This window comes from Lysobacter koreensis, assembly GCF_042677045.1.
Classification (GTDB): Bacteria; Pseudomonadota; Gammaproteobacteria; order Xanthomonadales; family Xanthomonadaceae; genus Lysobacter_K; species Lysobacter_K koreensis.
Genome location: NZ_JBHTIH010000002.1, coordinates 1 through 24,789 on the forward strand (window position 1 = coordinate 1; position 24,789 = coordinate 24,789).

Genomic DNA, 24,789 nt, shown 5'->3' on the forward strand with positions numbered 1-24,789 from the left:
TATAACCATCGGCGCCTACACTCGGCGCTGGGTTACCAGTCGCCCGTCGAATTCGAGCGCCAATGCGCCTAACCAGCGGGTGTCCACTTTATCGAAGGAAGTCCCAATCGCTTCGCGGCGCGGCTTGATCCAGGCGTAGGCCACACACCAGGCATCATCCCGCGTGCTCTCTCTCAACCACATCATCGTCCTCAACCTCGCGCTGGTCCTGACCCATCAGGTAGATGCTGCGTTTTGGCGGGAGTGGGAGATGTTTGGGCTGCTTGGCGGGATCCAGCTGTTCAACGCGCTCAATGTCGTCATTTTTCTGGTCGTGCTTTCCTGCTTTGTGGCGGTCATTCAGCGCCGACCTTCCGGGTTCCGCTGCTCGCTGGCCATCGCGTTGCTCTGCGCGTCGGTTTTGCCCATCCATGCTGCCTTTGCACTATCTGGCTTCAGCCAATTCCATCTGCCGTTTTCGGTGTTCTTGATTGTCGCAACGTTCCTGGTATCCATCGTGCAAGTTGCACTAACGGTTCGGGCTCGCCAGGAATTCGGTGGGAGGATGAACTCAACCGCCGGCGGCTCCGCGTTATCTTCAGCGTCCAACATCACAGGGAGTGACACGTGACTGAATTTTCCAGAAAGCAGCAGATTATTGGCCTTGTTGCGTGGCTGTCGGTCAGCTTCATTGCAGCGGCCATCGGCAGCGCGGCGTCGCTGCAGGCCGGCTCGTTCTATACCCAGCTCGTCCGCCCGGACTGGGCACCGCCACCGGATGTGTTTGGCCCGGTGTGGACAGTTTTGTACGCCCTGATGGGCGTCGCGGCGTGGCTGGTGTGGCGCGTCGGAGGGTTTCGCGCTGCACGTACCGCACTGAGCCTTTTTCTCGTGCAGCTCGCGGTCAATGCGCTGTGGAGCTGGCTCTTCTTTGGCTGGCATCGGGGCGCGCTGGCATTCGCCGACATCGTTCTGCTATGGGTGCTGATCGTTGCGACCCTGGTGGCGTTCTGGCGCATCCGGCCACTCGCCGGTGCGCTGCTGATCCCGTACCTGCTGTGGGTCAGCTTTGCCTGCGCGCTCAACTATTCGGTGTGGCAACTCAACCCGCAGATACTGGGCTAGCAGCCCTGTTGCCCACGGATTCGTCCAAGCCGAACCGGTAGTTCGCGGCGCGGCTCGATGCAACACTGCGTTGTAGCTCGATCTTCCTGTGCTCCGGTCCCGGAAAGGTGAGGAGATGAACCACAGCCCGTACCGCCGTGAACCTCCGTATGCGAAGCACTTGAGTCGCCTCATTCGGCCTTTTCCCAACTTCGATTTCTTCTTTATCAAGCGCGTTCGTGAGAAGGCCGTGCAAGCGCTCCAGCTAAGGCCAGGCGGACACGTGCTTGACCTGGGTTGCGGTGGCGGAGGGAGCTTCCCGTACCTGGTCAAGGCCGTTGGCTCCACTGGCAAGGTGGTCGGCGTGGACATCAGCCCGCAGAGTTGCATCAACGCCCGCCACAGGGTGGAGCGCAACGGATGGAAGAATGTCGAGGTGATCGAGGCTGCTGCGGAAAGCGTGGATCTGCCCGGACGCTATGACGGCGCGCTGATGTTCGCTGCGGCGGATGTGTACGCGTCCGAGTCGGCCTTGGCCCATATCGAGCCTTGCCTGAAGGACCGTGCTCGCGTCGCGATTTTTGGCGCAAAGCTCTCCCAGGGGCTTGCCGGCAAGCTCCTGAATCCGTTCTTCCTGCTCATGTGCCGCAAGCTGTCCCCGGCCACGCCGACCCCGGACCCGGCGCCGTGGGCTTTGCTCGCAGGGCGCGTCGACGATCTGAACGTCGAAGAGCTCTTCTTCGGTTCGATGTTTCTGGCGAGCGGCACGCTCAAGGCGCGCCAATCCGGCGCCTGACAGTTCATCCAGGCCGACGCCGCTCCTCGGCTCGGCCCAGTTCCGGAGCCTGCGTTGGTCAGGTCACGCAATGTCTGAGTACCAGCTCATCCAGGCCACCGAAGCCGATGCCACATCGGTGCACCGGTTGCTTGCGCTTGCGGGAGCGGGTCTGGCCGAGAGTGGCTTCCACAACTGGAACCCGCCGTTTTCGCTGGATCAGGTGCTTGCCGAGATCCAGTCGCGCACGGTCTTTTTGCTGTTGTCGGAAGGCGAGCCGGTGGCGACTTACTCGCTGGCCCTGGCCGCGGTGCGGCCTTACCCGCAAGGATTCTGGCCGGGTGACGAGAAGGCTGCGTTGTACATGAATCGTCTTGCGGTGGACCCTGCGCAACAAGGCCGGGGTATTGGCGCCTGGTGCCTGTCGGCGATTCGTCACTACGCCGAGGCGCAGGGTGCTGCTGCCGTCAGGTGCGACGTCCTTGCGATCAACGCAGGACTGCGGCGCTTCTACGAGCGGCACGGTTATGCGCTGTGTGGCCAGCGCAGCCACTCTGGCTGGGACTTTGCGTGCTACCAGCTCACATGCTGAGCCGCCGCGCAGGCTAGCTATTCGTCCAGGCCGACGCCGTTGCGCTGCGCGGCTTGATCCGAGCGTCAGATCGCATGGGAGACGTCATGGGCAATCGCAAAGCCACCCCCGCCGCTTCCGTCGACCAGTTCCTGGCAGGCCTGGAGCATCCGTTCAAGGCGGATGTCGAAGCCCTGCGGCAAGTCATTCTCTCGGCGGCGGAAGGGATCGGCGAGGAGGTGAAATGGAACGCGCCGAGCTTCTGCACGGGTGAGCACTTCGCCACCATGCGCCTCCCTGGCAAAGTGCCGCTGCAACTCATCCTTCACCTCGGGGCGAAGAAGCGCGAGCTTCCGCCCTACGCGATCGAGGATCCGGCTGGATTGCTGGTGTGGCTCGGCCCGGACCGGGCTTGCGTCAACTTTGCCGGGCCAGGCGACGTGCGCACCCGCGCAAGCGCACTTCGGGCCGTTCTCCGCCAGTGGGTGCGGCATGTGCCGGAACGCGCGGCCTGAGTTCGTGCGCGAACCGGCCAACCGCTGGTGGCGTAAGCGCTACGCGCCGGTAGGGCGGGTTTTCAACCCGCCGGTTCTGCGGCGATCGTGTGCGGCGGGTTGAAACCCGCCCTACAAGAGCTAGAGAGGCTCCAGCTCGCGCCGGCGCGCGAGCTGCTCGCGATCGAGCTGCATCAGGTAGCGGAACAGCCGGGTCTGCGCCGCGGCCGGCAGGTCGACGAAGGCGCAGCCGGCCTGGCGGACCTCGCGGCCGCGCTGGGTGATGTGGCGGACGTGGCACACGCGCAGCGTGACCACCACCGGGTCCACCCCGGGCAACTCGAGCTCGCAGCCGGGCAGCAGGTCGCCGGGGGCCAGCGGCAGGTCGTCGTCCGGGGTCAACAGGGCCAGCCCGCCGCCGCCGATGTCGCGGATGGTGGCGTGGGTCGGCGCCCTGGGGTCGGCCGGGTCGCGCCCGTATACGAGGCAGTGGAGCGGGCCGGTGACCGGCTCGCGACGCATCAGTTCGCGCCGCTGCATGTGCAGCAGGCGCTCGGGCACGGGCAGGTGCAGTGCCTGCCGGCCGCCGTGGCTGCCCAGTGCCGGCGGACCGCTGCTGAAGCGCAGCGTGACCTTGTCCAGCACGCCTTCGAACGCGAGCTTCGGGCAGCGCAGCAGGCGCTGCAGCACGGCGTGGTCTTGCGGCACGTCGATCCACAGCGTGGCGCCTTCGATCGAGAGCGGGGCAGTGACCATGCTCACGGCGCCGGCCTCGCCGGTGGCGATCAGGGTGCAGCGGGCGTCGATCAGCTGCTGCAGCAGCGCGCGGATGCCGGCGGCGTCGTGCAGCAGGCATTTGTCGTAGAGGCCGTCGGCCTCGGGGAGGCGCGGCGGTTCACGGGAGGCGCAGGTCGTCATCACGTCTGCTAACGGCCGCCACCCCGGAATCTGAAGGTGCAGCGCCTCGCAGGAGGGGTTGAGCGCAGCAGTACCCATCGGTGATCGGGGGCGGGGGCCGATGGGTGTCGCCTTTGGCTCAACCCATCCTACGAGGCGGCGTGCCCGGGTGCCGCATCACACCGCAAGCAGCGTAGCCCGGGTACGCGAAGCGCACCCGGGGGCTGTACGGGGGGCGAGAGCAAACAGCCCGCACTCGATCTTCCAGACGCGCGGCGGCGCGTTAGTCATCTTCGCAACCGAGGCATATCGCGGCGCGGTGCGGCCTTCGGCCTTACCCGGGCTACCTCACTAGCCGTCGGTCGGGTCGGGCGCCGGGTTCGGGTCGCGCTGCATGCCGCCGGCGTCGGGGTTGGGCGGCTTCTTCGGGTCGGGCTTGGCGGCGTCCTCGCGGTCGCGCGGGTTGGGTTCGGCGTAGCCGGGGTTGCGGCCGGGCTTGGGGTCCGGGGCGGGCGGGGCGGTCTTGTCGCGGCTCATCGTCGTTACCTCGCCAGTTCGAACACCACGTCCAGGTTCACCGACAGCGTGTTCTCGCCGGGCGAGATCGAGGTGTCGGCCTGCGCCTTCTCCATCGCCATCGCCATCATCGGCATCGGCCGCGGCGGGCCGTAGCCGCCGCCTTCGCTGATGCTGACGATGCGGCGCACGCGCATGCCCAGGGTCTTGGCGTACATCTGCGCGCGCGCCTGCGCCTTCTCGATCGCACTGCGGCGCGCTTCGTCGAACGCCGATTCCTTGTCGTCGACGTCGAAGCTCGGGCCGTTGACCTGGTTGGCGCCGGTGGCGACCAGCGCGTCGAGGATCTTGCCGAGCTTGCTGATGTCGCGCACGGTCAGGTTGACGTTGTTGCTGGCCTGGTAGCCGGTGATCACCGGCGGCTGGTTCTCGGCGTAGCGGTACTGCGGGTTGAGGTTGACGCCGCTGGTCTGGACGTCGCGCTCGGCGATGCCGGCGGCCTTGATCGCGGCGACCACCTTGGCCATCTGCTCGGCGTTGGCGCGCATCGCGGCGTTGGCGTCGGCGGCCTGGGTGACGACGCCGGCCGACAGCGTGGCGATGTCGGGTACGCGCTTGGCCTCGGCCATCGCCGATACCGACAGCAGGGTGCCGTCCACGCCAGCGATGGCCGGCGTGCTCTGGATGGTCTGGGCAGAGGCGGTGGTCATGCCGATGACTCCAAGGGCGAGGGCGGCGGCCAGCGCGAGCGGGCGCAGCAGGGAGGGGGATGCGGGGCGGGGCATCGGGGACAACATCCGGGGCATGGGGTCGAACTCCTTGAGTGGCAGGCGATGGATGGCAGGCAATCGGAACCAACCGGTGATGCAGGCAGGGTCTTGCCGGTGTAGTGAACGAACCGTGAGCTTGGTCGGGGTTACGCGCCAGGTGTCGGCTGGCGCTCAGTCAGTGCGGGTTATGCTTCCGGGCACCTGTTGGCAGGCGTGCAATAGGCCCGAAGGGCCGGCGTCGCGGGCGCGCGGGACGTGTCATCGGCCGGCGCGCATCGATGTGGTGTCGCTGGTTCTTTCGCTGGTTTTTTTCCTTGCTTCGCACGCCATCAGCTCCGGCGCGCGCCCTTTTTTCTTGCCAGCAGGCCCTGATGCTCTATCTCGCCTCGAAATCCCCCCGTCGCCGCGAATTGCTCGGCCGGCTGTCATCGGGCACGTCGCGCCTGGACTTCGGCGTGCTCGACCTCGACCTGCCCGAGCACTGCCAGCCCGGCGAACCGGCCGAGGAGTACGTGCGCCGGGTCGCGCGCGAGAAGGCCGGTGCCGGCCTGCTGCAGGTGATGGGCAACCCGTCGGCGGTGGTGCTGGGCTCGGACACCGAGGTGGTGCTCGACGACGAGGTGTTCGGCAAGCCGCGCGACGCCGCCGATGCCGCCGCGATGCTGCGCAAGCTGTCCGGGCGCACCCATGAGGTGATCACCGCGGTGTCGCTGGTGTCGCCGGGCCGCGAGGCGCAGGCGGTGTCGGTGTCGAAGGTGGTGTTCGCCGAGCTCGACGACGCGCGCATCGACGCCTACCTCGCCACCGGCGAGTGGGACGGCAAGGCCGGCGCGTACGCGATCCAGGGCGACGCCGAGACCTTCATCGCGCGCCTGGACGGCAGCTATTCCGGGGTGATGGGCCTGCCGCTGTACGAGACCGCGGTGCTGCTGCGGCAGTTCGGGGTGTTGGCGTGATCGGCGCGCGCGACATCGGCACTGCTGACGCACGCGTGTTGCGCGTGCCCTCACCCCAGCCCTCTCCCGCGCCCCGAAGGAAGTCCCCTTGGGGGGCAAGCGGGAGAGGGGGCGTTGGTGCCGCGCGGGAGGCGCTTGCGATCGAGCTCGCCGCCAGCCCTGGATGCATGCGCATTGCGGTGTCGGTATGACCGAGGAAATCCTGGTCAACGTCACCCCGCGCGAGACCCGCGTGGCGGTGGTCGAGAACGGCATGCTGCAGGAGCTGCACATCGAACGCGGCTGGCGCCGGGGCGTGGTTGGCAACATCTACAAGGGCCGCGTGCTGCGGGTGATGCCGGGGATGCAGGCGGCGTTCGTCGAGATCGGCCTGGACCGCGCGGCGTTCCTGCACGCGGCCGACATCATCAAGCCGGCGCCGATTTCCGAAGGCAGCGGCGGCGACGGCGAAGAAGCGCCGGTGGTGTTGCCGCCGACGCCGACCCGGCCGATCGCCGAACTGCTGCGCGAAGGCCAGGACATCATCGTTCAGGTGGTCAAGGACCCGATCGGCAGCAAGGGCGCGCGGTTGACGATGCAGGTCTCCATCCCGTCGCGCTACCTGGTGCTGCTGCCGCGCACGCGCGTGGTCGGGGTGTCGGCGCGGATCGAGGACGAGGCCGAGCGCGCGCGCCTGAAGACCCACGTCGCCGCGCAGGCGCCGGCCGGCGCGCTGCACGGCTACATCGTGCGCACCAATGCCGAGGGCCAGCCGGAGGAAGCGCTGGCCGAGGACGTCGCCTACCTGAGCCGCGCGTGGAGCCTGATCGAGGAGAAATCCAAGTCGGCGCGGGTCGGCGAGCGCGTCTACGAAGACCTGACCTTGCCGTTGCGCGCGGTGCGCGACCTGATCCGCCGCGACGTCGAAAAGGTCAAGGTCGATTCGCGCGAGACCTGCGAGCGCCTGAAGACCTTTGCCGCGCAGTACATGCCTGGGTTGGCCGACAAGATCGAACACTATTCCGGTGCGCGCCCGATCTTCGACCTGTACGGGGTCGAGGACGAGATCCAGCGCGCGCTCGACAAGCAGGTGCCGCTGAAGTCCGGCGGCTACCTGGTGATCGACCAGACCGAGGCGATGACCACGGTCGACGTCAACACCGGTTCGTTCATCGGCCAGCGCAACCTTGAGGAGACGGTGTACCGCACCAACCTCGAAGCCGCGCAGTCGGTCGCGCGCCAGCTGCGGCTGCGCAACCTGGGCGGCATCATCATCATCGACTTCATCGACATGACCGATGCCGAGCACAAGCGCCAGGTGCTGCGCACGCTGGAGAAGTCGCTGGCCAAGGACCACGCCAAGACCACGGTCTACGACTTCTCGCCGCTGGGTCTGGTCGAGATGACGCGCAAGCGCACCACCGAAAGCCTGGAGCGCCAGCTCAGCGAGCCGTGCCACGAATGCGGCGGCCGCGGCACCTTGAAGACGCCGGAAACGGTGACCTACGAGATCTTCCGCGAGATCGTCCGCCAGGTGCGGCAGTTCGATGCCGCGCGGCTGTTGGTGATCGCCTCGCCCAAGGTGGTGGCGCGCATCACCGAGGACGAGTCGGCGGCGGTGGCGGAGCTGGAGGAGTTTCTCGGCAAGTCGATCCGCTTCCAGCCGGATGATCAGTACGCCCAGGAGCAGTTCGATGTCGTGCTGCTTTGAGGTGGTTGGCCGCGTAAGTGCCCCCTCCATTGCGCGAAGCGCAGGGGAGGGTTGGGGAGGGGTGCTTTTGCTTCTGTCTTTGCGTCTGGCCATGAGGAAGAAACAACAGCAAGAGCACTCGCGCCTTCGGCCCTCGTCACCCCTCCCCAACCCTCCCCTGCGCCATGCGCAAGGGAGGGGGTAAGAGCCCATGCCCACCCCGCTGCGCCGCCGCCTCCGCTTCGCCCGACGTGGCTTCGGCTACGCGCTCGCGTTGGCGCTGGTGCTGGTCGCGCTGCTGCTGGGCACGGTCAGCCAGGTGCTGCCGCTGGCCGAGAGCCACCCCGACCGCGTCGCGGCGTGGTTGAGCCAGCGTGCGGGGCGGCAGGTGGCGTTCGACCGCGTGCAGACACAATGGACACGGCGCGGGCCGTTGCTGCAGCTGGACAACCTGCGCATCGGCGCCGGCACACAGGCGTTCACGATCGGCGACACCGAGATGTTGGTGTCGGTCTACGCCGGGTTGCTGCCGGGCAAGGCGTTTTCCGAGCTGCGCCTGCGCGGGCTCGACCTGACCCTGGAACGTGCCGCCGACGGCCGCTGGCAGGTGCGCGGCCTGCCGGGCCAGCAGACGCCCGGCGGCGATCCGTTCGCAGCGCTGGAAGGGCTGGGCGAACTGCAGGTGATCGGCGGCAAGCTGGCGATCCATGCGCCGGCGCTGGGCATCGACACCACGCTGCCGAAGATCGACCTGCGCCTGCGCGTGGACGGTGACCGCGTTCGCGCCGGCGTGCGCGCGTGGCCGCGGGTGCAGGCCAAGCCGCTCGATGCGGTGCTGGATTTCGACCGCAAGCGCGGCGACGGACGCGCCTACGCCGGCGCCCGCCAGGCCGACCTGGCGGCGTGGTCGCCGTTGCTGCGGTTGGCCGGGATCGGCGTCGAGTCCGGACACGGCCGTGCCGAGGCCTGGGCGGAACTGCGCGGCCACCGCATCGCCGAGGTGACCGTGGATGCGGCGCTCGACCAGGTCGGCTTGCGCGGCGCGCCGCTGCCCGGCAACGCGTCGTCGCAGCGCGTGCGGTTCGCGCGGGTCGAGTCGCGCGCGCGCTGGCGGCTGGACGCGGCCGCGCGCGCGGGCAAACCCGGCGTGCCGGGCTGGCGTTTCGACGCGCCGAAGTTGCGGATCGGCAGCGGCGCACAGCGGCAGACCCTCGATGGCCTGGTCCTGGCCGGCGGCGAGCGCTACGCATTGCTCGCGCAGCGCGTCGATGCCGCGCCGCTGTTCGCGCTCGCCGCGCTCAGCGACCGGCTGTCGCCGGCGTTGCGCAGCTGGCTGCAGGCCGCGCGGCCGCAGGCATCGCTGCAGCAGATCGAAGTCACCGGCCGGCGCGATGGCGCGCTGCACGCGCGCGCGCGCATCAGCGGCTTGGGTTTCGGCGCGGTCGGCACCGCGCCGGGCGTGTGTGGCCTGGGTGGGCAGCTCGACGGCGACGCCGACGGGTTTTCCCTTCAGCTCGATCCCGGCGCGGCGACCGCGTTCGATTGGCCGCACGGGTTCGGCGTGGTGCGCACGGTCAAGCTCGACGGCTTGGTCAGCGGCTGGCGCGAGGGCGGCGGCTGGCGCATCGGCACGCCGGCGTTGCGCGTGGCCGGCGACGGCTTCGGCGTCAACGCGCGCGGCGGGCTGTGGTGGCAAGGCGACGGCACGCGGCCGTGGATCGATATCGCCGCCGACATCGACCACGCCAGCGTGCCGGTCGCGAAAGGCTTCTGGGTGCGCCACCTGATGTCACCGGCGCTCGTGCAATGGCTCGACACCGCGCTGGTCGCCGGCACCGTGCGCGACGGCCACGCGATCATTTCCGGCGACCTCGACCACTGGCCGTTCCGCGACCGCAACGGCCGCTTCGAGGCGAGCGCGCACATCGGCCAGGGCACGGTGAAGTTCCAGCCCGACTGGCCCGCGGTCGAAGGTGTCGAGGCCGACGCCCGCTTCATCGCCGACGGCTTCACCGTCGATGGCACGGGGCGGCTGGGCCAGGTCGACATCGCGCAACTGCATGCCGGCATCGACCACTACAAGGACGGCGCGCTGGTGGTGACGGCGCGCGGCGGTGGCGATGCCAGACAGCTGCTCGACGTGCTGCGCCGCAGCCCACTGGAGAAGCAGCACCGCGACACGTTCGCGAACCTCACCGTGAGTGGCGCGGCGGACGCCACCTTCGACCTCAAGCTGCCGCTCGCGCGCGGCAGCAAGCTCGCGCTCGGCGGCACGGTCGCGCTGCGCGACGCCAGGCTCGCCGACGCGCGCTGGAAACTCGCGTTCGACCAGGTCAACGGCGGCGCGCAATACTCGCGCAGCGGCTTCCGCGCCGACGAGCTGCGCGTGCGCCACGAAGGCCAGCCCGGCCGGCTCGCATTGCGCGCCGGCGATGGCTACGTGCGTGAGCCGCGCAACGTGTTCGAGGCCGGGCTCGACGCCAGCCTCGGTGCCGACGAGTTGATCGACCGCGGCCCGAAGGAGTTGGCGTGGTTGAAGCCGCACCTCGACGGACGCTCGACTTGGACGGTCGGCATCGCGATCCCGAAGTCCGCCGCAGGGCGCGCGGCTCCGACCCTGCTGCAGTTGCGTTCGAACCTGGTCGGCACCGCGCTCGACCTTCCCGCGCCGCTGCGCAAGCCGGCCGCGGCCGCGCTCGCGACCAGCGTCGAGACGCCGCTGCCGCTGGGCAGCGGCGACATCCGCGTCGGCCTGGGCAACCTGATGGCGCTGCGCGCGCGCAGCGGCAACGGCCAGACCGGCGTGCGCGTGGTGCTGGGCGCGGCGCGCGTCGACGACGCACCGCCGGCCTCGGGCCTGGTCGCGACCGGCAATGCCGGCGCGTTGGATGCGATCGACTGGATCGCGCTCGCGCGCGGCGGCGAAGGCGGCGCGGGCCTGCCGCTGCAACGCATCGACGTCAATGCGCAGCGGCTGCTGCTGCTCGGCGGCGCGTTCCCCGATACCCGGGTCGTGGTCGTGCCAGCCGCCAGCGGCGCGACCGCGGTGCGCGCCGAGGGCGCGGCGCTGGACGGCGCGTTGTTGGTTTCGCCAGGTAACGGCCCGGCCGGGGACGGCGCCACCGTCGCCGGACGATTCGCGCGCGTGCACTGGCGTTCGGCGGCCGCGGCCAACGCCGGCAGCGGCGCCAGCTCCGCCGCGGCGCGTGCCAGCGGCACCGCGACGGCATCGCGGTCGCGGGCGTCGATGGATGCCGGTTTCGATCCCGCGCGGATTCCGCCACTGGCGCTCGACATCGACGACCTGCGTGTCGCCGATGCGCGCCTGGGCACGGCCAAGCTGCGTACCCGGTCGAGCGCGGCCGGCATGCGCATCGAACAGTTCCTGGCGCGCGCCGACAAGCAGCGCATCGACCTGAGCGGCGACTGGACCGGGCGTGGCGTGGCGGCGCGCAGCCGGTTCGACGTGCGCATCGGCAGCGACGACTTCGGCGCGCTGCTGGCCGGCTTCGGTTTCGGCGGGCGCCTGGGCGGCGGCAGCGGCACCGCGCGTTTCGATGCCGGCTGGCCCGGCAGTCCGGCCGAGTTTCGGCTCGATGCGCTCGACGGCAGTTTGGTGCTGGATGCGCGCGACGGCCGCCTGCTCGAGGTCGAGCCCGGTGCCGGGCGCGTGCTCGGGCTGCTCAGCCTGGCCGAGTTGCCGCGGCGGCTGACCCTGGATTTCCGCGACTTCTTTTCCAAGGGTTTCGCGTTCAACACCATCGGTGGCACCGTGCGTTTCGCCGGCGGCAGCGCGCGCAGCGACAAGCTGGCGATCGACGGCCCGGCCGCGGCGATCGACATCCGCGGTACCGCCAACCTGCGCGCGCAAAGCTTCGACCAGACCATCGAGGTGCGCCCCAAGTCCGGCAACCTGCTGACCGTGGCCGGCGCGATCGCCGGCGGCCCGGTCGGCGCGGCGATCGGCGCGGCCGCGAACGCGGTGCTGCAGAAGCCGCTGGGCCAGTTGGGCGCCAAGACCTACCGCGTCACCGGGCCGTGGAAGGAGCCCAAGGTCGAGGTGATCTCGCGCGCGCAGAGCCGGGTCTCGGCGGTGCCACCCGTGCCGGCCGGTTGATTCATCCGGCTGTGCCACCATCTCGTGCTGGCCACCCGTTCCCGGTAGGGCGGGTTTCAACCCGCCTTTTGCGTTGGCGGTTCGGATAGCCACCGCTGCGCGTTGCCGTCACCCGGCATCGGGACAAGCAGAATAGAAGCCGGCGGGTTGAAACCCGCCCTACGCAACGACCCCAATTCCCGGACCACTCCATGACCTTGCCCATCCAACTCGCCGAAACCCGCCTGCTGCTGCCCGCCGGGCTCGACGCCAGTGGCCTGGAGCGCACCTTCGGCACGCTGCTCGGGCCGGGCATCGATTTCGGCGACCTGTATTTCCAGCACGCGCGCCGCGAGAGCTGGACGGTCGAGGACGGCATCGTCAAGGACGGCTCGCATTCGATCGAGCAGGGCGTCGGCGTGCGTGCGATCAGCGGCGAGAAGACCGGCTTCGCTTATTCCGACGAGATCAACGCCGAGGCGCTGATTGCCGCGTCGAAGTCGGCACGCGCGATCGCCCGCGACGGCTCGACCCAGGCGACGCAATCGCTGGTGCGCGGCGGCGGCCGATCCCTGTATCCGGCGCAGGACCCGATCGATTCGCTCGGCAACGAGGACAAGGTCGAGGCGCTGCGCCGGGTCGACAAGCTGCTGCGCGCCGCCGACCCGCGCGTGCAGCAGGTGGTGGTGAGCCTGGCCGGCGGCGTCGACACGGTGCTGGTCGCGCGCAGCGACGGCGTGCTGGCCGCCGACGTGCGGCCGCTGGTGCGCTTCAACGTGCAGGTGATCGTCGAACAGAACGGCCGCCGCGAGAGCGGCTACGCCGGCGGCGGCGGGCGCTACAGCTACGTGGAGTTGTTCGATGGCGGCAAGCCGGAGGCCTGGGCGCGCGACGCGCTGCGCCAGGCGCTGGTGAACCTGGAGGCGGTCGATGCGCCGGCCGGGGTGATGCCGGTGGTGCTCGGCAGCGGCTGGCCCGGCGTGCTGCTGCACGAGGCGGTCGGCCACGGCCTGGAAGGCGATTTCAACCGCAAGGGCACCAGCACCTACGCCGGCCGCATCGGCCAGCGCGTTGCCTCCCCGGGCGTGACCATCGTCGACGACGGCACGCTGGCCGGACGCCGCGGCTCGCTCAACGTCGACGACGAAGGCACCCCGACCCAGTGCACCACGCTGATCGAGGACGGCGTGCTGGTCGGCTACATGCAGGACACGCTCAACGCCCGCCTGATGGGCATGGCGCCAACCGGCAATGGCCGCCGCGAATCGTTCGCGCACCTGCCGATGCCGCGCATGACCAACACCTACATGCTGGCCGGCACCCACGATCCGGCCGAGATGATCCGCTCGATCAAGAAGGGCCTGTACGCAGTGAACTTCGGCGGCGGTCAGGTCGACATCACCTCGGGCAAGTACGTGTTCTCGGCGACCGAGGCCTACCTGATCGAGGACGGCAAGGTCACCGCGCCGGTCAAGGGCGCGACCCTGATCGGCAACGGCCCGGAAACGATGCAGAAGGTGCGCATGATCGGCAACGACCTTGCGCTGGACGAGGGCGTGGGCGTGTGCGGCAAGGACGGTCAGAGCGTGCCGGTCGGCGTCGGCCAGCCGTCGCTGCTGATCGAGGGGCTGACGGTGGGCGGCACGCAGGCGTGATGTTGCGGTTCTCTTTCCTTCTCCCCTCGGGAGAAGGTGCCCGAAGGGCGGATGAGGGGCCGATGTACGGTGGAGCTATACGCTCGCGGCGGCCCCTCACCCCAACCCCTCTCCCGAGGGGAGAGGGGCTAAAGCGGCTCGTCGCCTTCTTCAGCGTCGTCGCCGACCGCGCCGCCGCCCAGCACCAACTCCCGCAACTCGCGAAACAGCTCGCGGAACGCGCGCGGCGGCTTGTTGCGCTTGCGTTCCTCCAGCGTGTTGCGCACCAGCTGCCGCAGCAGCTGGCGGTCGGCCGACGGGAACGCGTCGAGGAACTCGGCCAGCGCGGCGTCGCCGTCGACCAGCAGGCGTTCGCGCCAGGCCTCGACCCGGTGCATCGCGGCGATTTCGCGCCGCGAAGCCTCACCGCCTACATCGAGCGCGTCGCGGATCGCGTCGAGGGTCTCGTCATCCTCGCGCCGCGTCTGCTTGGCCAGGAACGCCAGCTGCCGCTTGTGGGCGATGTGCGAGGTGATGCGCTTGGTCTCGGCGATATGCGGCAGCAGCGACTCGGGCACCGGCAGCTTGGCCAGCTGCGCCGGGGTCAGCGCGACCAGGCGTTCGCACAGCGCCAGCACCTCCAGTGCGTCGCGCCGGTTCTGGCTGCGGCTGTCGCCCCGGTACTCGCCCGTTTCTTCGTCTACACCACGCATCGTCAACTCTTCCAGACTGGCATTCCGGGCGCGGCGGGGGCTCTGCCTCGCGCGCGCCGGGGAAATAATCAGGTCCCGCGGCTTCCGGTCCCGGGACGGCACCTTGCAAGGATAAGTCATTGAACGCGAAGACCCCCCATGCCGCCGGCCCGGTCAGCACCGGCCCTATGGCCACGCTCACCCACGCCACCTCGCTGGGCGACAGCCACGCGCGCCTGGACGCGCTGGCCGAGTTGTCCCAGCGCCTGCTCGAGCGCTGCCACGCCAGTGGCGCGAGCCAAGCCGAGGTCTCGTGTTCGGAGGAGTCGGGACTCAACGTCAACGTGCGCATGGGCGAGGTCGAGACGGTCGAGTCGACCCGCGACCGCGGCATCGCCGTCACCGTCTACTTCGGCCAGCGCAAGGGCAGCGCCAGCACCGCCGACCTGCGCGAGGACAGCCTCGACGCGACCGTGGCGCAGGCCTGCGCGATCGCGCGCTACACCGAGCACGACAGCGCCGCCGGCCTGGCCGATGCGGAGCTGATGGCCAGCGACCTGCGCGAGTTCGACAGCTGGCACCCGTGGGCGATCGAGGCCGACCACGCGATCGACCTGGCGACCGCGTGCGAAGCGGCCGGGCGCGAGTTCGACCGCCGCGTCGAGAACTCCGACGGCGCCTCGGTCGGCAGCGGCGAGAGCATCGGCGTCTACGCCAATTCGCATGGCTTCGTCGGCCGCGAGCGCAGCACCCAGCATTCGCTGGGCTGCGCACTGATCGCCGGCAGCGGCGACGCGATGCAGCGCGACGGCTGGTACAGCATCGGCCTGTCTGCCGACGACCTGCAGTCGGCGGCGACGATCGGCCGCAAGGCCGCCGAACGCGCGGTGTCGCGGCTGGATCCGCGCCAGATCCCCACCGGCGACTACCCGGTGCTGTACGCGGCCGAATCGGCGCGCTCGCTGATCGGGCACCTGATCGGCGCGGTCTCCGGTGGCGCGTTGTATCGCCGCGCGAGCTTCCTGCTCGACAGCGCCGGTACCCAGCTGTTTCCGGAATGGTTCGCGATCGACGAGCTGCCGTTCATGGCCCGCGGCTTCCGCTCCAGCGCGTTCGATGCCGAGGGCGTCGCCACCCACGAGTCGCCGCTGGTCAAGGACGGCGTGCTGCAGCGCTACGTGCTGGGCAGCTACTCGGCACGCAAGCTCGGCCTGCGCACCACCGGAAACGCCGGCGGCGTGCACAACCTGCAGGTGCAGGCCAATTCCGGCGACTTCGAGGCGATGGTGCGCGGCATGGGCCGGGGCCTGCTGGTCACCGAGCTGATGGGGCAGGGCGTCAACACCATCACCGGCGACTACTCGCGCGGCGCGGCCGGGTTCTGGGTCGAAAACGGGCAGATCCAGTACCCGGTCGACGGCATCACCATCGCCGGCAACCTCAAGCAGATGTTCGCCGCGATCGAGGCGGTCGGCAGCGACGTCGACCCGCGCTCGCACGTGCGCACCGGCTCGATCCTGGTCGGGAAAATGACCGTCGCCGGCGAATGACCGCACGCAGCCCGGCCGCACCTATGCCTTAAGTTGGCTTGTGCGGCGCGCGCACGGCCTCATTGTGGAACCCGAGCCGGAACGTTTTCCGGGAGGAGCCGACCATGGACCCGATGCAAACCGCCACCTCGACTTCCACCTCAGCCACCAGTGCCAACGACAGCGACCGCCTGTGGGCGGCCGGCGCGCACCTGCTGGCATTCACGCTGGCGCTGCTGACCAGTTGGGTGGCCGGCATCGCCGGCGCGCTGGGCGCACTGGTGGTGTGGATGCTCAAGCGCGACGATTCGCCGTTCGCCGCCGCGCATGCCAAGGAAGCGGTCAACTTCAACCTCAGCATGTTCCTGTACGCGTGCGCCGCGGTGGTGCTGGCGTTCCTGCTGATCGGCGCGACGGTGCTCACGCTCGGCGTCGGCATCATCTTCACCGGACCGGTCGGCATCGTGCTGATGCTGGCGGTGGCCGCGATCGGGATCATGTGGCTGGTGTGCAGCGTGATCGCGATCTTCAAGGCCTACAACGGCGAGATGTACCGCTATCCGTTGACGATCCGGCTGCTGAAGTAGCCGCATCTGGCCAACCGCAGGCCGCGACCGGCGGCCTGCGGTGCCGGCTCAGCGGTCGCGCTCGACCGCCAGGCGACCCAGCGCACGCAGCGCATCGGCGCGTTCGCCGACCGGCGCGAGCGCGTCATTCATCGCCTCGCTGAGTTCGTGCAATCGCGCCCGCGACGCGTCCATCCCGATCAGCGCCGGGAACGTGGCCTTGGCCTGCGCCACGTCCTTGCCGGCGGTCTTGCCGAGGGTGCTGCTGTCGCCTTCGATATCGAGGATGTCGTCGCGGATCTGGAAGGCCAGGCCCAAGGCGCTGGCGTAGCGGTCCAGCGATTTCATCGCCGCCGAATCGGCCGCACCGCTGAGCCCGCCCATGCGCACCGCCGCGCGGATCAGCACGCCGGTCTTCATCATGTGCAGGCGTTCGAGCTCGTCGATGGACACGGTGGCGCCGTTGCCGGTCGCCGCCAGGTCCAGCGCCTGGCCGCCGCACATGCCGCCTGCGCCCGAAGCCAAGGCGAGGGTGCGCAGCAGGGCCACGCGCGCGCCGTCGGGGACCCGCGTGCCGGCGAGCACCTGGAACGCGAGCGACTGCAGCGCGTCGCCGGCGAGGATCGCGGTGGCCTCGTCGAACGCGACGTGCACGGTCGGCTGGCCACGGCGCAGGGCGTCGTCGTCCATCGCCGGCAGGTCGTCGTGCACCAGCGAGTAGGCGTGGATCAGCTCGATCGCGGTCGCGGGGGCGTCGAGCACGGCGTCGTCGGTCTCGAAGACCGCGCCGCTCGCGTACACCAGCAACGGCCGCATGCGCTTGCCACCGAGCAAGACCGCATGCCGCATCGCCGCGTGCAGGCGTTGCGGGGAGGCATCGGGGTCGGGCAGCGCCGCGGCGAGCGCGGCATCGGCGCGCGCGCGCCACACCTCAAAACGCGGGTCAGGCATCGGGCGTCGACGCTGCGTGCGGCAGGAACGGCTCGCCGCTGGCCGGGTCCTGCGGGTCGCTGAGCAGGCGCACGCGCAGCTCGGCCTGCTCCAGCGCGGTCTGGCAGCGGCGATAGAGGCCGACGCCGCGTTCGTACGCGGCCAGCGAGTCTTCCAAGCTCATCTCGCCGTGTTCCATCTTCTCGACCAGTTGTTCGAGCGCGTCGAGCGATTGCTCGAAGTCGGCGACGGGCGAGGCATCGGTAGCGGGTTTGCGGGCCATGGGCGAAGTGTGGGGCGGTGGGGGTAGGGGGTCAATCGGCGAGGGGCGATCAGTCCGACGTCCACACCACCCCGACGCCGTTCTCCCGCAGCCACGCATCGAAGCGAGCCGAATACAGCAGGTCGCCGGCCGCGAGCAGTTCGCCTTGGCCGTCGGACAACAACGGCAGCCGTTCGCGCACCCACGGCGGCACGCCAAGGTCCTGCAGCACGTGCTTTAGCGCATGCGAGTGCGATCGCCCGGGCAGGATGATGCGTTCGCCGCCCTGGCGGGCGTGCACGAGCAGCGCAGTTTCGAATCGCGAAGCAGCGTCGGCGGCGAGCGGCGTTGCGGTGCTGCCCGTAGTTCCCAAACGGGATGTCACCAGCGCGAGCCGGTCGCCGCCGGGCAGTCGCAGCGGCGTGTCGCCCTCCCACTCGCAGCGCCAGTCGGTGGGCAGTGGTGCGCGTTCCCGGTCGACGTGCAGCATGTCCCGCCAGCTGCGCATGAGCGCACCGCTCCAGGCGAACGCGGCCTGCGCATCGGCGCGCGCATCCAGCAACTGCTCTTCGACCTGGGCCACGCCGTGCGCGGGCAGCGGTGGCAGGCACTGCGAGGCGACCCATTGCCGCAGCACCCGTGCCCGCTGTGCGGGCGACTGCAGGCGCAGCGCGGCGCGCGACAGCACCCGTGGGTCGACGGTGGCGGCTTGCGCCAGCGCGAGCGCATCGGCGCGCGCGAGCAGGCCCGCGTTGTCCGCGCACAGTTGCGCCGAGCGCGCGAAGGCCACGTCGGCCTGCGGCCAGCGCTCGCGCAACAGCGGCAGCAGCTGCTGACGCAGGAAGTTGCGGTCCAGTGCGGTATCGGCGTTGCTGGGGTCGTCGAACCAGCGCAGCCGATGGGATTGCGCATAGGCCAGCAGCCGCGACCGCGGCAGGTCGAGCAGCGGCCGCCACAGCCAGCCCGTCCCGAAGCGCCGCCAAGGCCGCATCGCCGCCAGCCCGTCGGGGCCGGACGCGCGCAACGCACGCAGCAGGAAGGTCTCGGCCTGGTCGTCGCGGTGGTGGGCGAGGGCGAGGATTTCGCCGTCGCCTAGTCGCGCCTCGAAGGCGGCGTGGCGGGCGCGACGCGCGGCGGCTTCGAGGCCCTGTCCGCCGTCGCGCGCGACCTGCACGCGCACCACGGTGCACGCGACCCCCCATTCGCGGCAGCGCTTTTCGCAATCTTCCGCCCAGCGGGCGGAGTCGGCGTGCAGGCCGTGGTCGACATGCAACGCACGCACGCCGCGCGCGCGCAGGGCGGGGTCGGTGGCGAGGGCGTGCAGCAGCACGCTCGAATCGAGGCCGCCGCTGAAGCCGACCACGATCGCGGCGCCGGCGTCGGGCGCGAGCGGTCGAGCGAGGAAATCGGGCTTCGCGCTCATCATGCTTTCGATCGCGGCGCTGTCGGCTCTACCCGATGGGTCCGATCGCCCGTGTCTCGGCGGCCGGAACGCCGTGCTCAGGCCGCTTCGTAGGCGCCGTAGCTGCGCAGCCGCTGGTAGCGGCGCTCCAGCAGCTCCGGTAGCGGCAGCGCTTCGAGCGTGTCGAGTTCGTTGAGCAGCACGGCCTTCAGGCGTGTCGCCATCTGCTTCGGGTTGCGGTGCGCGCCGCCGATCGGCTCGCGCACGACCTTGTCGATCAGTCCCAGACCGAGCAGGCGCTTGGCGGTCAGACCCAATTGCTCGGCCGCGTCCTTGGCCTTGTCCGCCGACTTCCACAGGATCGAGGCGCAGCCCTCGGGCGAGATCACCGAGTAGGTGCCGTACTCGAGCATCAGGGTGCGGTCGCCGACGCCGATCGCGAGCGCGCCACCGGAGCCGCCCTCGCCGATCACGGTGCAGATCACCGGGGTCTTGAGTTCGGCCATTTCCAGCAGGTTGCGCGCGATCGCCTCGGACTGGCCGCGCTCCTCGGCGCCGACGCCCGGGTAGGCGCCGGGCGTGTCGATGAAGGTCAGCAGCGGCAGCTTGAAGCGCTCGGCCATCTTCATCAGGCGCAGCGCCTTGCGGTAGCCCTCCGGGCGCGGCATGCCAAAGTTGCGCTTGACCTTGCTCTTGGTGTCGCGGCCCTTCTGGTGGCCGATGATCATCACCGCGCGGCCGTCGATGCGGCCCAGGCCGCCGACGATCGCCGCGTCGTCGGCGTAGGCGCGGTCGCCGGCGAGTTCCTGGAACTCGTCGCAGAACACCCGGATGTAGTCGAGCGTGTAGGGCCGCGCCGGATGCCTGGCCAGCTGCGAGACCTGCCACGGGCTCAGGTCGCGGAAGATCTGCGCGGTGCGGATGCGCAGCTTGTCCTGCAGGGCGTGGACCTCGGTATCGACATTGACCGCCGGGCCATGGCTGGCGTGGCGCAGCTCCTGGATCTTGGCTTCCAGGTCGGCGATGGGCTGCTCGAAATCGAGGTAGTTCGGATTCATGCGTGGGAGGCTCGTGGGCAGCACGGCTGCCGTGAAGGGCACAGTCTAACGAAACGACCGCATCCGCCGTACCGAGCCCCGCGGGGTGGTCGTCCGGCCCTGCCAGGCGGCTTTCTTGCAAACCGCCGGGAGCAGTGGGTTCAAAACTGGGAGGGAGTCGTGCGTTGGGGCGAGCGCAGCGGCACCCAACATCCGATCTGATCCGCAAAATGCCGGTTGTCGCGGACCCCGGGATCGCGCTCGGCGCAATTCGCCCTGGCGATGGCCAAGGGTGAGGCCGGCGCGGTTCTGGCTGCCTGACTGGCGGATGTGGAGGGCAGATCACCCGTCCGGTTCACCAGTCCTGGCCGCCATCGGCAGGGGTGTAGCCGGCGCAGCGGGCGGCGCTGAGGGCAATCAATCGCCCCCAGCGCGGATTGGCCTGCATGGCCGCCGCGACGTCGCCGGTGGCCGCGGCGACGGCGAGGGTGGTGCGGCTGGTGGCGTCCTGCATCGCGGCTTTGTTGCGCTGCCCGGCGGCGATCTGTTCGGCGGTCTGTCGGGCCGAGACGACGCCTTGGACGGCGTTGGGCCCCACGGCGGCCGCGGCGGTCTCCAGCGTCTGCCGGGCCATCATCGCCGCGCCTGCCGCCTGCGCGCGTTCCTGCGTGGCCTTCAGCTGGCGGCCCGCCGCCTGCGCCTCGGCGGCGTTGTCCGCGCTGACGCCGGCGACCTGCATCGTCTGCATTTCGGCGACGATCTGGTCGCAGGTCATGGCGTCGTCGCCGGGCCTGGCGCCCGCGCCGGAAGCCTGCATTGTCTGGCTGAGGCCCAGCATCGACGACTTCTGCGCCTCGCAGGCTTCCCGCGTCATCGGCGCCCCGGGCATCGCGGCCATTGCCGCACAGTCCACCGCGTTGGCGGTCTGGCGGAGGGTGTCGGCGGTGGGTTGTGCGTCACCCAGGCCGGCCGAATCCTGAAGGGCTCGCGCCTGAGGGCCATGCAGTGCGAGCAACGCGACGAAAAGCGCAAGCGGGCATTTCATCGGCGACTCCGTGAGCGGAGGATGGGCCGCGCCCGGAATGGTCTCGGGCTTTTCGTCTGCCAACGTCGATCGACGGAAGACCGGCCACAGCCACGGGAGGCGCAAGCCGAAGGGCGCAGCGCAGCCCGGAATGGTAAGGCTCAGCCCGCGTTTCCACGTGGTGGCCATCCCTCGCCACCGGCCGCGGCGCCCGCACGGCGCCCTGCGTGGCTATCGCCGGCCGCAGGCGGTGATGGGCGCGGCGGATTGACTCAACTCGCCCAGGGCTTGTTCAGCGCCAGCTTCACCGCGCGCACGCCGGGCGTGGCGCGCAGGGTGCCCATCAGGTCGGCGTCGATGCGCACCGACTGGCTGCCGTTGAGTTCCAGCGTGCCGGCCGCGCCGGGGCGCAACAGGTCCAGCCGCAGCGGGGTCGGGCCCGGGCGTTGCTTGCTCAACAGCGCGTCGACGCGCTGCCAGGCGCCGGGCACGCGCAGGTCGACGCGCAGCGACAGCCGCTGGGCGTGCTTCGCGCACACCTGGGCGTAGTCCCAGCAGCGCGCGACCTTGAGCGCGAAGCCGCCGCTGAACGCGTCCTCGCGCAGGCCGCCCTGGACCACCAGCAGCCGGTCGCGCGCGATCAGCGCGGCGAACTCGCTGTAGGTCTCGCCGAAGAACGCGCACTCCAGCCGGCCACGCCCGTCCTCGAGCTGCACGAACATCTGGCTGTCGCCCTTCTTGCGCAGGCCGACGACTTGCCCGGCGACGACGAGATCCAGTTCCGGCCGCCAGCCGCTGCGCGCGCTTTCCGGTCGCGACTCCCAGATCCGGTCGAGCTCGCCGAGGTCGTAACCGACCAGGCCGCGCAACTCGTCGCGATAGGGGTCGAACGGGTGGCCGCTGAGGTAGTGCCCGAGCGTCTCGCGCTCGCCGTTGAGGATCTGCGCCAGCGGCCACTCGTCGACCTGCGGCAGGTCAAGGTGCAGCGCCGGCGTCGCCGCCTCGAAGCCACCGAACAACGACACCTGGCCGGCGTCGCGTTCGCGCGCGAGTTGGTCGGTCGCCTTCAGCACCTCGGGCAGCTGCAGCATCAGGCTGGCGCGGTTGCACCCGAGCCGGTCGAGCGCGCCGGCTTGGGTCAACGCCTCCAGCGCGCGGCGGTTGAGCTTGCCGCTGTCGACGCGCTTGCTGAAATCCATCAGGTCGACGAACGGCCCGGCGCGGCGCGCCTCGACGATCGCCTCGCAGGCGCCGCGGCCAACGCCCTTCACTGCGCCGATCCCGTAGCGGATGGTCGTTGAATCGGTGGCCTCGAACATGTACGCCGAGGCATCGACGTCCGGCGGCAGCACCGTAAGGCCCATCACCCGCGCCTCGTCGAGGAAGCCGACCACCTTGTCGGTGTTGTCCATGTCCGAGGACAGCACCGCGGCCATGAACTCGGCCGGGTAGTGCACCTTGAGCCACGCGGTCTGGTACGCGACCAGCGCGTACGCGGCCGAGTGCGACTTGTTGAAGCCATACTCGGCGAACTTCTCCATCAGGTCGAAGATCGGGCTGGCGACCCGTGCCGGGATCCCGCGTTCCTCGCAGCCGGTCTCGAACTTGGCGCGTTCCTTCGCCATCTCCTCGGCTTTCTTCTTGCCCATCGCGCGGCGCAGCAGGTCGGCGCCGCCGAGCGAGTAGCCGGCCAGCACCTGGGCGATCTGCATCACCTGTTCCTGGTACACGATCACGCCGTAGGTCGGCGCCAGCACCGGCTCCAGCGACGGGTGCGGGAACGACACCGCGGCGTTGCCGTGCTTGCGGTCGACCCAGTCCTTGTCCATCCCCGAACCCAGCGGGCCGGGGCGGAACAGCGCCGCCAGCGCGATGATGTCCTCGAACGTGTCGGGCTTGGCGCGCTTGAGCAGCTCGCGCATGCCGCGCGATTCGAACTGGAACACCGCGACCGAATCGCCGCGCGCGAACAGCTCGTACGTCTTGGGATCGTCGAGCGGCAGCGCGGTGATGTCGAGCGGCGGTTCGCCGGCGGCGGCGCGGCGCACGTTGATCGCCTTCACCGCCCAGTCGATGATCGTCAGCGTGCGCAGGCCGAGGAAGTCGAACTTCACCAGCCCGACTTCCTCGACATCGTCCTTGTCGAACTGGGTGACCGGGCTCTTGCCGCGGCCTTCGCCGTCGTGTTCGGCGAACAGCGGGCAGAAGTCGCTGAGCGGGCTGGGCGCGATCACCACGCCGCCGGCGTGCTTGCCGGCGTTGCGGGTCAGGTCCTCGAGGCTGCGCGCCAGGTCGAGCAGGTCGCGCACCTCGTCCTCGGAACGGTAGCGCTCGATCAGCTCGGTCGAGGCCAGCGTCGGGTTCTTCTTCGCCGCCTCCGACTCGCCCAGCGCGTCGTCCAGGCAGATGCCGAGCGTCATCGGGATCAGCTTGGCGAGGCCGTCGACGAAACCGTACGGATGCCCTAGCACGCGGCCGCAATCGCGCACCACCGCCTTGGCCGCCATGGTGCCGTAGGTGATGATCTGGCTGACGCGGTCGCGGCCGTACTTCGCGGCGACGTAGTCGATGACCTCGTCGCGGCGGTCCATGCAGAAGTCGATGTCGAAGTCGGGCATCGACACGCGTTCGGGGTTGAGGAAGCGCTCGAACAGCAGGTCGTACGGCAGCGGGTCGAGGTCGGTGATGCCCAGCGCCCACGCGACCAGCGAGCCGGCACCCGAGCCGCGGCCGGGCCCGACCGGGATGTCGTGGTCCTTGGCCCAGTTGATGAAGTCCGCGACGATCAGGAAGTAGCCGGGGAAGCCCATCTTCAGGATCACGCCCAGCTCGATGTCCAGGCGAGCGTCGTAGTCCGCGCGGGTCTTGCCGGGCGCCAGCGGGGCTTTTTCCAGGCGCTTGGCCAGGCCTTCGTGCGCGGAATTGCGCAGCCAGCTTTCGATCGTGTGCTCACTGGGCACCGGGAACGCCGGCAGCGCGTACTCGCCGAGCTTCATCTCGACGTTGCAGCGCGTCGCCAGCGCGAGCGCGTTGTCGATCGCGTCGGGGACGTCGGCGAACAGCGCCGCCATCTCCTCGCTGGAGCGCAGGTACTGCTCGGCGCTGTACTCGCGCGGGCGCTTGGGGTCGTCGAGCACGCGGCCGGTGGAGATGCACACGCGCGCCTCGTGCGCCTCGAAACCCTCGGCATCGAGGAAGCGCGCGTCGTTGCTGGCCACGACGGCAATGCCGCGCGAGGCCGAGGCGTGCAGCGCGAACGCGTTGAACGCGTCTTCGCCGTCGCGCCCGGTGCGGGTCAGCTCCAGGTGCAGGCGGTCGCCGAACGAGCCCTGCCAGTCGGCCAGCCAGGCCTGGGCGAGTTCGTGGCGGTTGCTGCCGGCCAGGCGCCCGGCCAGGCTGTGGCGGCCGGCGAGTGCGAACAAGCCGGCGTTGTCCTCGCGCAACCACTCCGGACGCACCGCGACGCCATCGACGCGGTGGCCTTCCATCCATGCGCGGCTGAGCAGGCGCGACAGGGTCAGGTAGCCAACCCGGTCGCGGCACAGCAGGGTCATGCGCGAGGTGGCTTCGTTGCCGTCGGCCAGGCCGATGTCGGCGCCGATGATCGGCTTCAACCCGGCGCTTTCGGCGGCCTTGTAGAACTTGACCGCGGCGAACAGGTTGTTGACGTCGGTGAGCGCGACCGCGGGTTGGCCGAGCGCCACGCAGCGCCTCACCAACTCGTCGATGCGGATCGTCGAGTCGGCGAGCGAGTACTCGCTGTGCAGGTGGAGGTGGACGAAACGAGCGGACATGCGGCAACCGGCAAGGCAACCGGCAGGGTATCAGTCCGGGCCGGGCCGACAAGGCTTGACACCGCGCCGATCGGCCGCGCCGTGGGCCGTGC

At 70.0% G+C, this 24,789-nt stretch carries 21 protein-coding genes; 11 read left to right on the forward strand and 10 right to left on the reverse strand.

Annotated elements, in window-relative coordinates:
* Positions 1 to 163: 163 nt before the first annotated feature.
* The 5 genes from ACFQZQ_RS00250 (at position 164) to ACFQZQ_RS00270 (ending at position 2,944) form a co-directional block, all read left to right on the forward strand.
* Positions 164 to 610, forward strand: a complete 447-nt coding sequence (locus ACFQZQ_RS00250) for a DUF6713 family protein (protein ID WP_386810687.1) — start codon at positions 164 to 166, stop codon at positions 608 to 610.
* Entirely contained in the window at positions 607 to 1,104 is a 498-nt protein-coding gene (locus ACFQZQ_RS00255) for a TspO/MBR family protein (protein ID WP_386810688.1), read from the forward strand. Before ACFQZQ_RS00250 ends, ACFQZQ_RS00255 begins: the two co-directional genes overlap by 4 nt.
* A gap of 115 nt (positions 1,105 to 1,219) precedes the next feature.
* On the forward strand, positions 1,220 to 1,879 hold the full coding sequence (locus ACFQZQ_RS00260) for an SAM-dependent methyltransferase (RefSeq protein ID WP_386810689.1): 660 nt from the start codon (positions 1,220 to 1,222) through the stop codon (positions 1,877 to 1,879).
* Between the two features lie 70 nt (positions 1,880 to 1,949).
* The gene (locus ACFQZQ_RS00265; RefSeq protein ID WP_386810690.1) at positions 1,950 to 2,450 is read left to right on the forward strand and encodes a GNAT family N-acetyltransferase; all 501 of its coding nucleotides are present in this window, start codon (positions 1,950 to 1,952) and stop codon (positions 2,448 to 2,450) included.
* A gap of 86 nt (positions 2,451 to 2,536) precedes the next feature.
* Positions 2,537 to 2,944 carry a DUF1801 domain-containing protein gene (locus ACFQZQ_RS00270; protein ID WP_386810691.1) on the forward strand — a complete coding sequence of 136 codons (408 nt, stop codon included), beginning with the start codon at positions 2,537 to 2,539 and terminating at the stop codon, positions 2,942 to 2,944.
* Between the two features lie 120 nt (positions 2,945 to 3,064).
* Here the strand turns inward: ACFQZQ_RS00270 and ACFQZQ_RS00275 are convergent, their stop codons facing one another.
* The 3 genes from ACFQZQ_RS00275 to ACFQZQ_RS00285 all read right to left on the reverse strand — a co-directional run bounded on the left by ACFQZQ_RS00275 (position 3,065) and on the right by ACFQZQ_RS00285 (position 5,121).
* Positions 3,065 to 3,841, reverse strand: a complete 777-nt coding sequence (locus ACFQZQ_RS00275) for a flagellar brake protein (protein ID WP_386810692.1) — start codon at positions 3,839 to 3,841, stop codon at positions 3,065 to 3,067.
* 330 nt (positions 3,842 to 4,171) lie between these two features.
* Positions 4,172 to 4,357 carry a hypothetical protein gene (locus ACFQZQ_RS00280; RefSeq protein WP_386810693.1) on the reverse strand — a complete coding sequence of 62 codons (186 nt, stop codon included), beginning with the start codon at positions 4,355 to 4,357 and terminating at the stop codon, positions 4,172 to 4,174.
* Positions 4,358 to 4,362: 5 nt separating this feature from the next.
* Positions 4,363 to 5,121 carry an SIMPL domain-containing protein gene (locus ACFQZQ_RS00285; RefSeq protein WP_386810694.1) on the reverse strand — a complete coding sequence of 253 codons (759 nt, stop codon included), beginning with the start codon at positions 5,119 to 5,121 and terminating at the stop codon, positions 4,363 to 4,365.
* Positions 5,122 to 5,477: 356 nt separating this feature from the next.
* On the opposite strand from ACFQZQ_RS00285, the gene ACFQZQ_RS00290 reads away from it, so the two are divergent.
* From ACFQZQ_RS00290 to tldD, 4 genes are all read left to right on the forward strand, one after another.
* Positions 5,478 to 6,062, forward strand: coding sequence for a Maf family protein (locus ACFQZQ_RS00290; protein ID WP_386810695.1), 585 nt, complete (start codon positions 5,478 to 5,480; stop codon positions 6,060 to 6,062).
* A gap of 187 nt (positions 6,063 to 6,249) precedes the next feature.
* Complete coding sequence (gene rng, locus ACFQZQ_RS00295; protein WP_386810696.1) at positions 6,250 to 7,752, forward strand: ribonuclease G; 1,503 nt, start codon at positions 6,250 to 6,252, stop codon at positions 7,750 to 7,752.
* Positions 7,753 to 7,942: 190 nt separating this feature from the next.
* Positions 7,943 to 11,848 (forward strand): YhdP family protein, encoded by a 3,906-nt coding sequence (locus ACFQZQ_RS00300; RefSeq protein WP_386810697.1) that lies wholly within the window; start codon positions 7,943 to 7,945, stop codon positions 11,846 to 11,848.
* Between the two features lie 191 nt (positions 11,849 to 12,039).
* Positions 12,040 to 13,482 (forward strand): metalloprotease TldD, encoded by a 1,443-nt coding sequence (tldD, locus tag ACFQZQ_RS00305; protein WP_386810698.1) that lies wholly within the window; start codon positions 12,040 to 12,042, stop codon positions 13,480 to 13,482.
* Between the two features lie 128 nt (positions 13,483 to 13,610).
* On the opposite strand, the gene yjgA is transcribed toward tldD, so the two are convergent.
* The gene (gene yjgA / locus ACFQZQ_RS00310) at positions 13,611 to 14,174 is read right to left on the reverse strand and encodes a ribosome biogenesis factor YjgA (RefSeq protein ID WP_386810699.1); all 564 of its coding nucleotides are present in this window, start codon (positions 14,172 to 14,174) and stop codon (positions 13,611 to 13,613) included.
* A gap of 167 nt (positions 14,175 to 14,341) precedes the next feature.
* Here yjgA and pmbA point away from each other — a divergent pair, with 167 nt between their 5' ends.
* Entirely contained in the window at positions 14,342 to 15,703 is a 1,362-nt protein-coding gene (gene pmbA / locus ACFQZQ_RS00315) for a metalloprotease PmbA (RefSeq protein WP_386811616.1), read from the forward strand.
* A 104-nt stretch (positions 15,704 to 15,807) separates the two neighbouring features.
* Entirely contained in the window at positions 15,808 to 16,269 is a 462-nt protein-coding gene (locus tag ACFQZQ_RS00320) for a DUF4870 domain-containing protein (protein ID WP_386810700.1), read from the forward strand.
* Between the two features lie 48 nt (positions 16,270 to 16,317).
* Here the strand turns inward: ACFQZQ_RS00320 and ACFQZQ_RS00325 are convergent, their stop codons facing one another.
* The 6 genes from ACFQZQ_RS00325 to dnaE form a co-directional block, all read right to left on the reverse strand.
* Complete coding sequence (locus ACFQZQ_RS00325) at positions 16,318 to 17,199, reverse strand: farnesyl diphosphate synthase (RefSeq protein WP_386810701.1); 882 nt, start codon at positions 17,197 to 17,199, stop codon at positions 16,318 to 16,320.
* Positions 17,192 to 17,461, reverse strand: a complete 270-nt coding sequence (locus ACFQZQ_RS00330) for an exodeoxyribonuclease VII small subunit (protein ID WP_386810702.1) — start codon at positions 17,459 to 17,461, stop codon at positions 17,192 to 17,194. The genes ACFQZQ_RS00325 and ACFQZQ_RS00330 overlap by 8 nt, the downstream gene beginning before the upstream one ends.
* Before the next feature lie 49 nt (positions 17,462 to 17,510).
* Positions 17,511 to 18,866 (reverse strand): tRNA lysidine(34) synthetase TilS, encoded by a 1,356-nt coding sequence (tilS, locus tag ACFQZQ_RS00335; RefSeq protein ID WP_386810703.1) that lies wholly within the window; start codon positions 18,864 to 18,866, stop codon positions 17,511 to 17,513.
* 74 nt (positions 18,867 to 18,940) lie between these two features.
* Positions 18,941 to 19,900 carry an acetyl-CoA carboxylase carboxyltransferase subunit alpha gene (locus ACFQZQ_RS00340; protein WP_386810704.1) on the reverse strand — a complete coding sequence of 320 codons (960 nt, stop codon included), beginning with the start codon at positions 19,898 to 19,900 and terminating at the stop codon, positions 18,941 to 18,943.
* 334 nt (positions 19,901 to 20,234) lie between these two features.
* Complete coding sequence (locus tag ACFQZQ_RS00345; RefSeq protein ID WP_386810705.1) at positions 20,235 to 21,092, reverse strand: hypothetical protein; 858 nt, start codon at positions 21,090 to 21,092, stop codon at positions 20,235 to 20,237.
* Positions 21,093 to 21,175: 83 nt separating this feature from the next.
* A complete protein-coding gene (dnaE, locus tag ACFQZQ_RS00350; protein WP_386810706.1) occupies positions 21,176 to 24,697 on the reverse strand; it encodes a DNA polymerase III subunit alpha in 3,522 nt (1,173 codons plus the stop codon).
* Between the last annotated feature and the right edge of the window lie 92 nt (positions 24,698 to 24,789).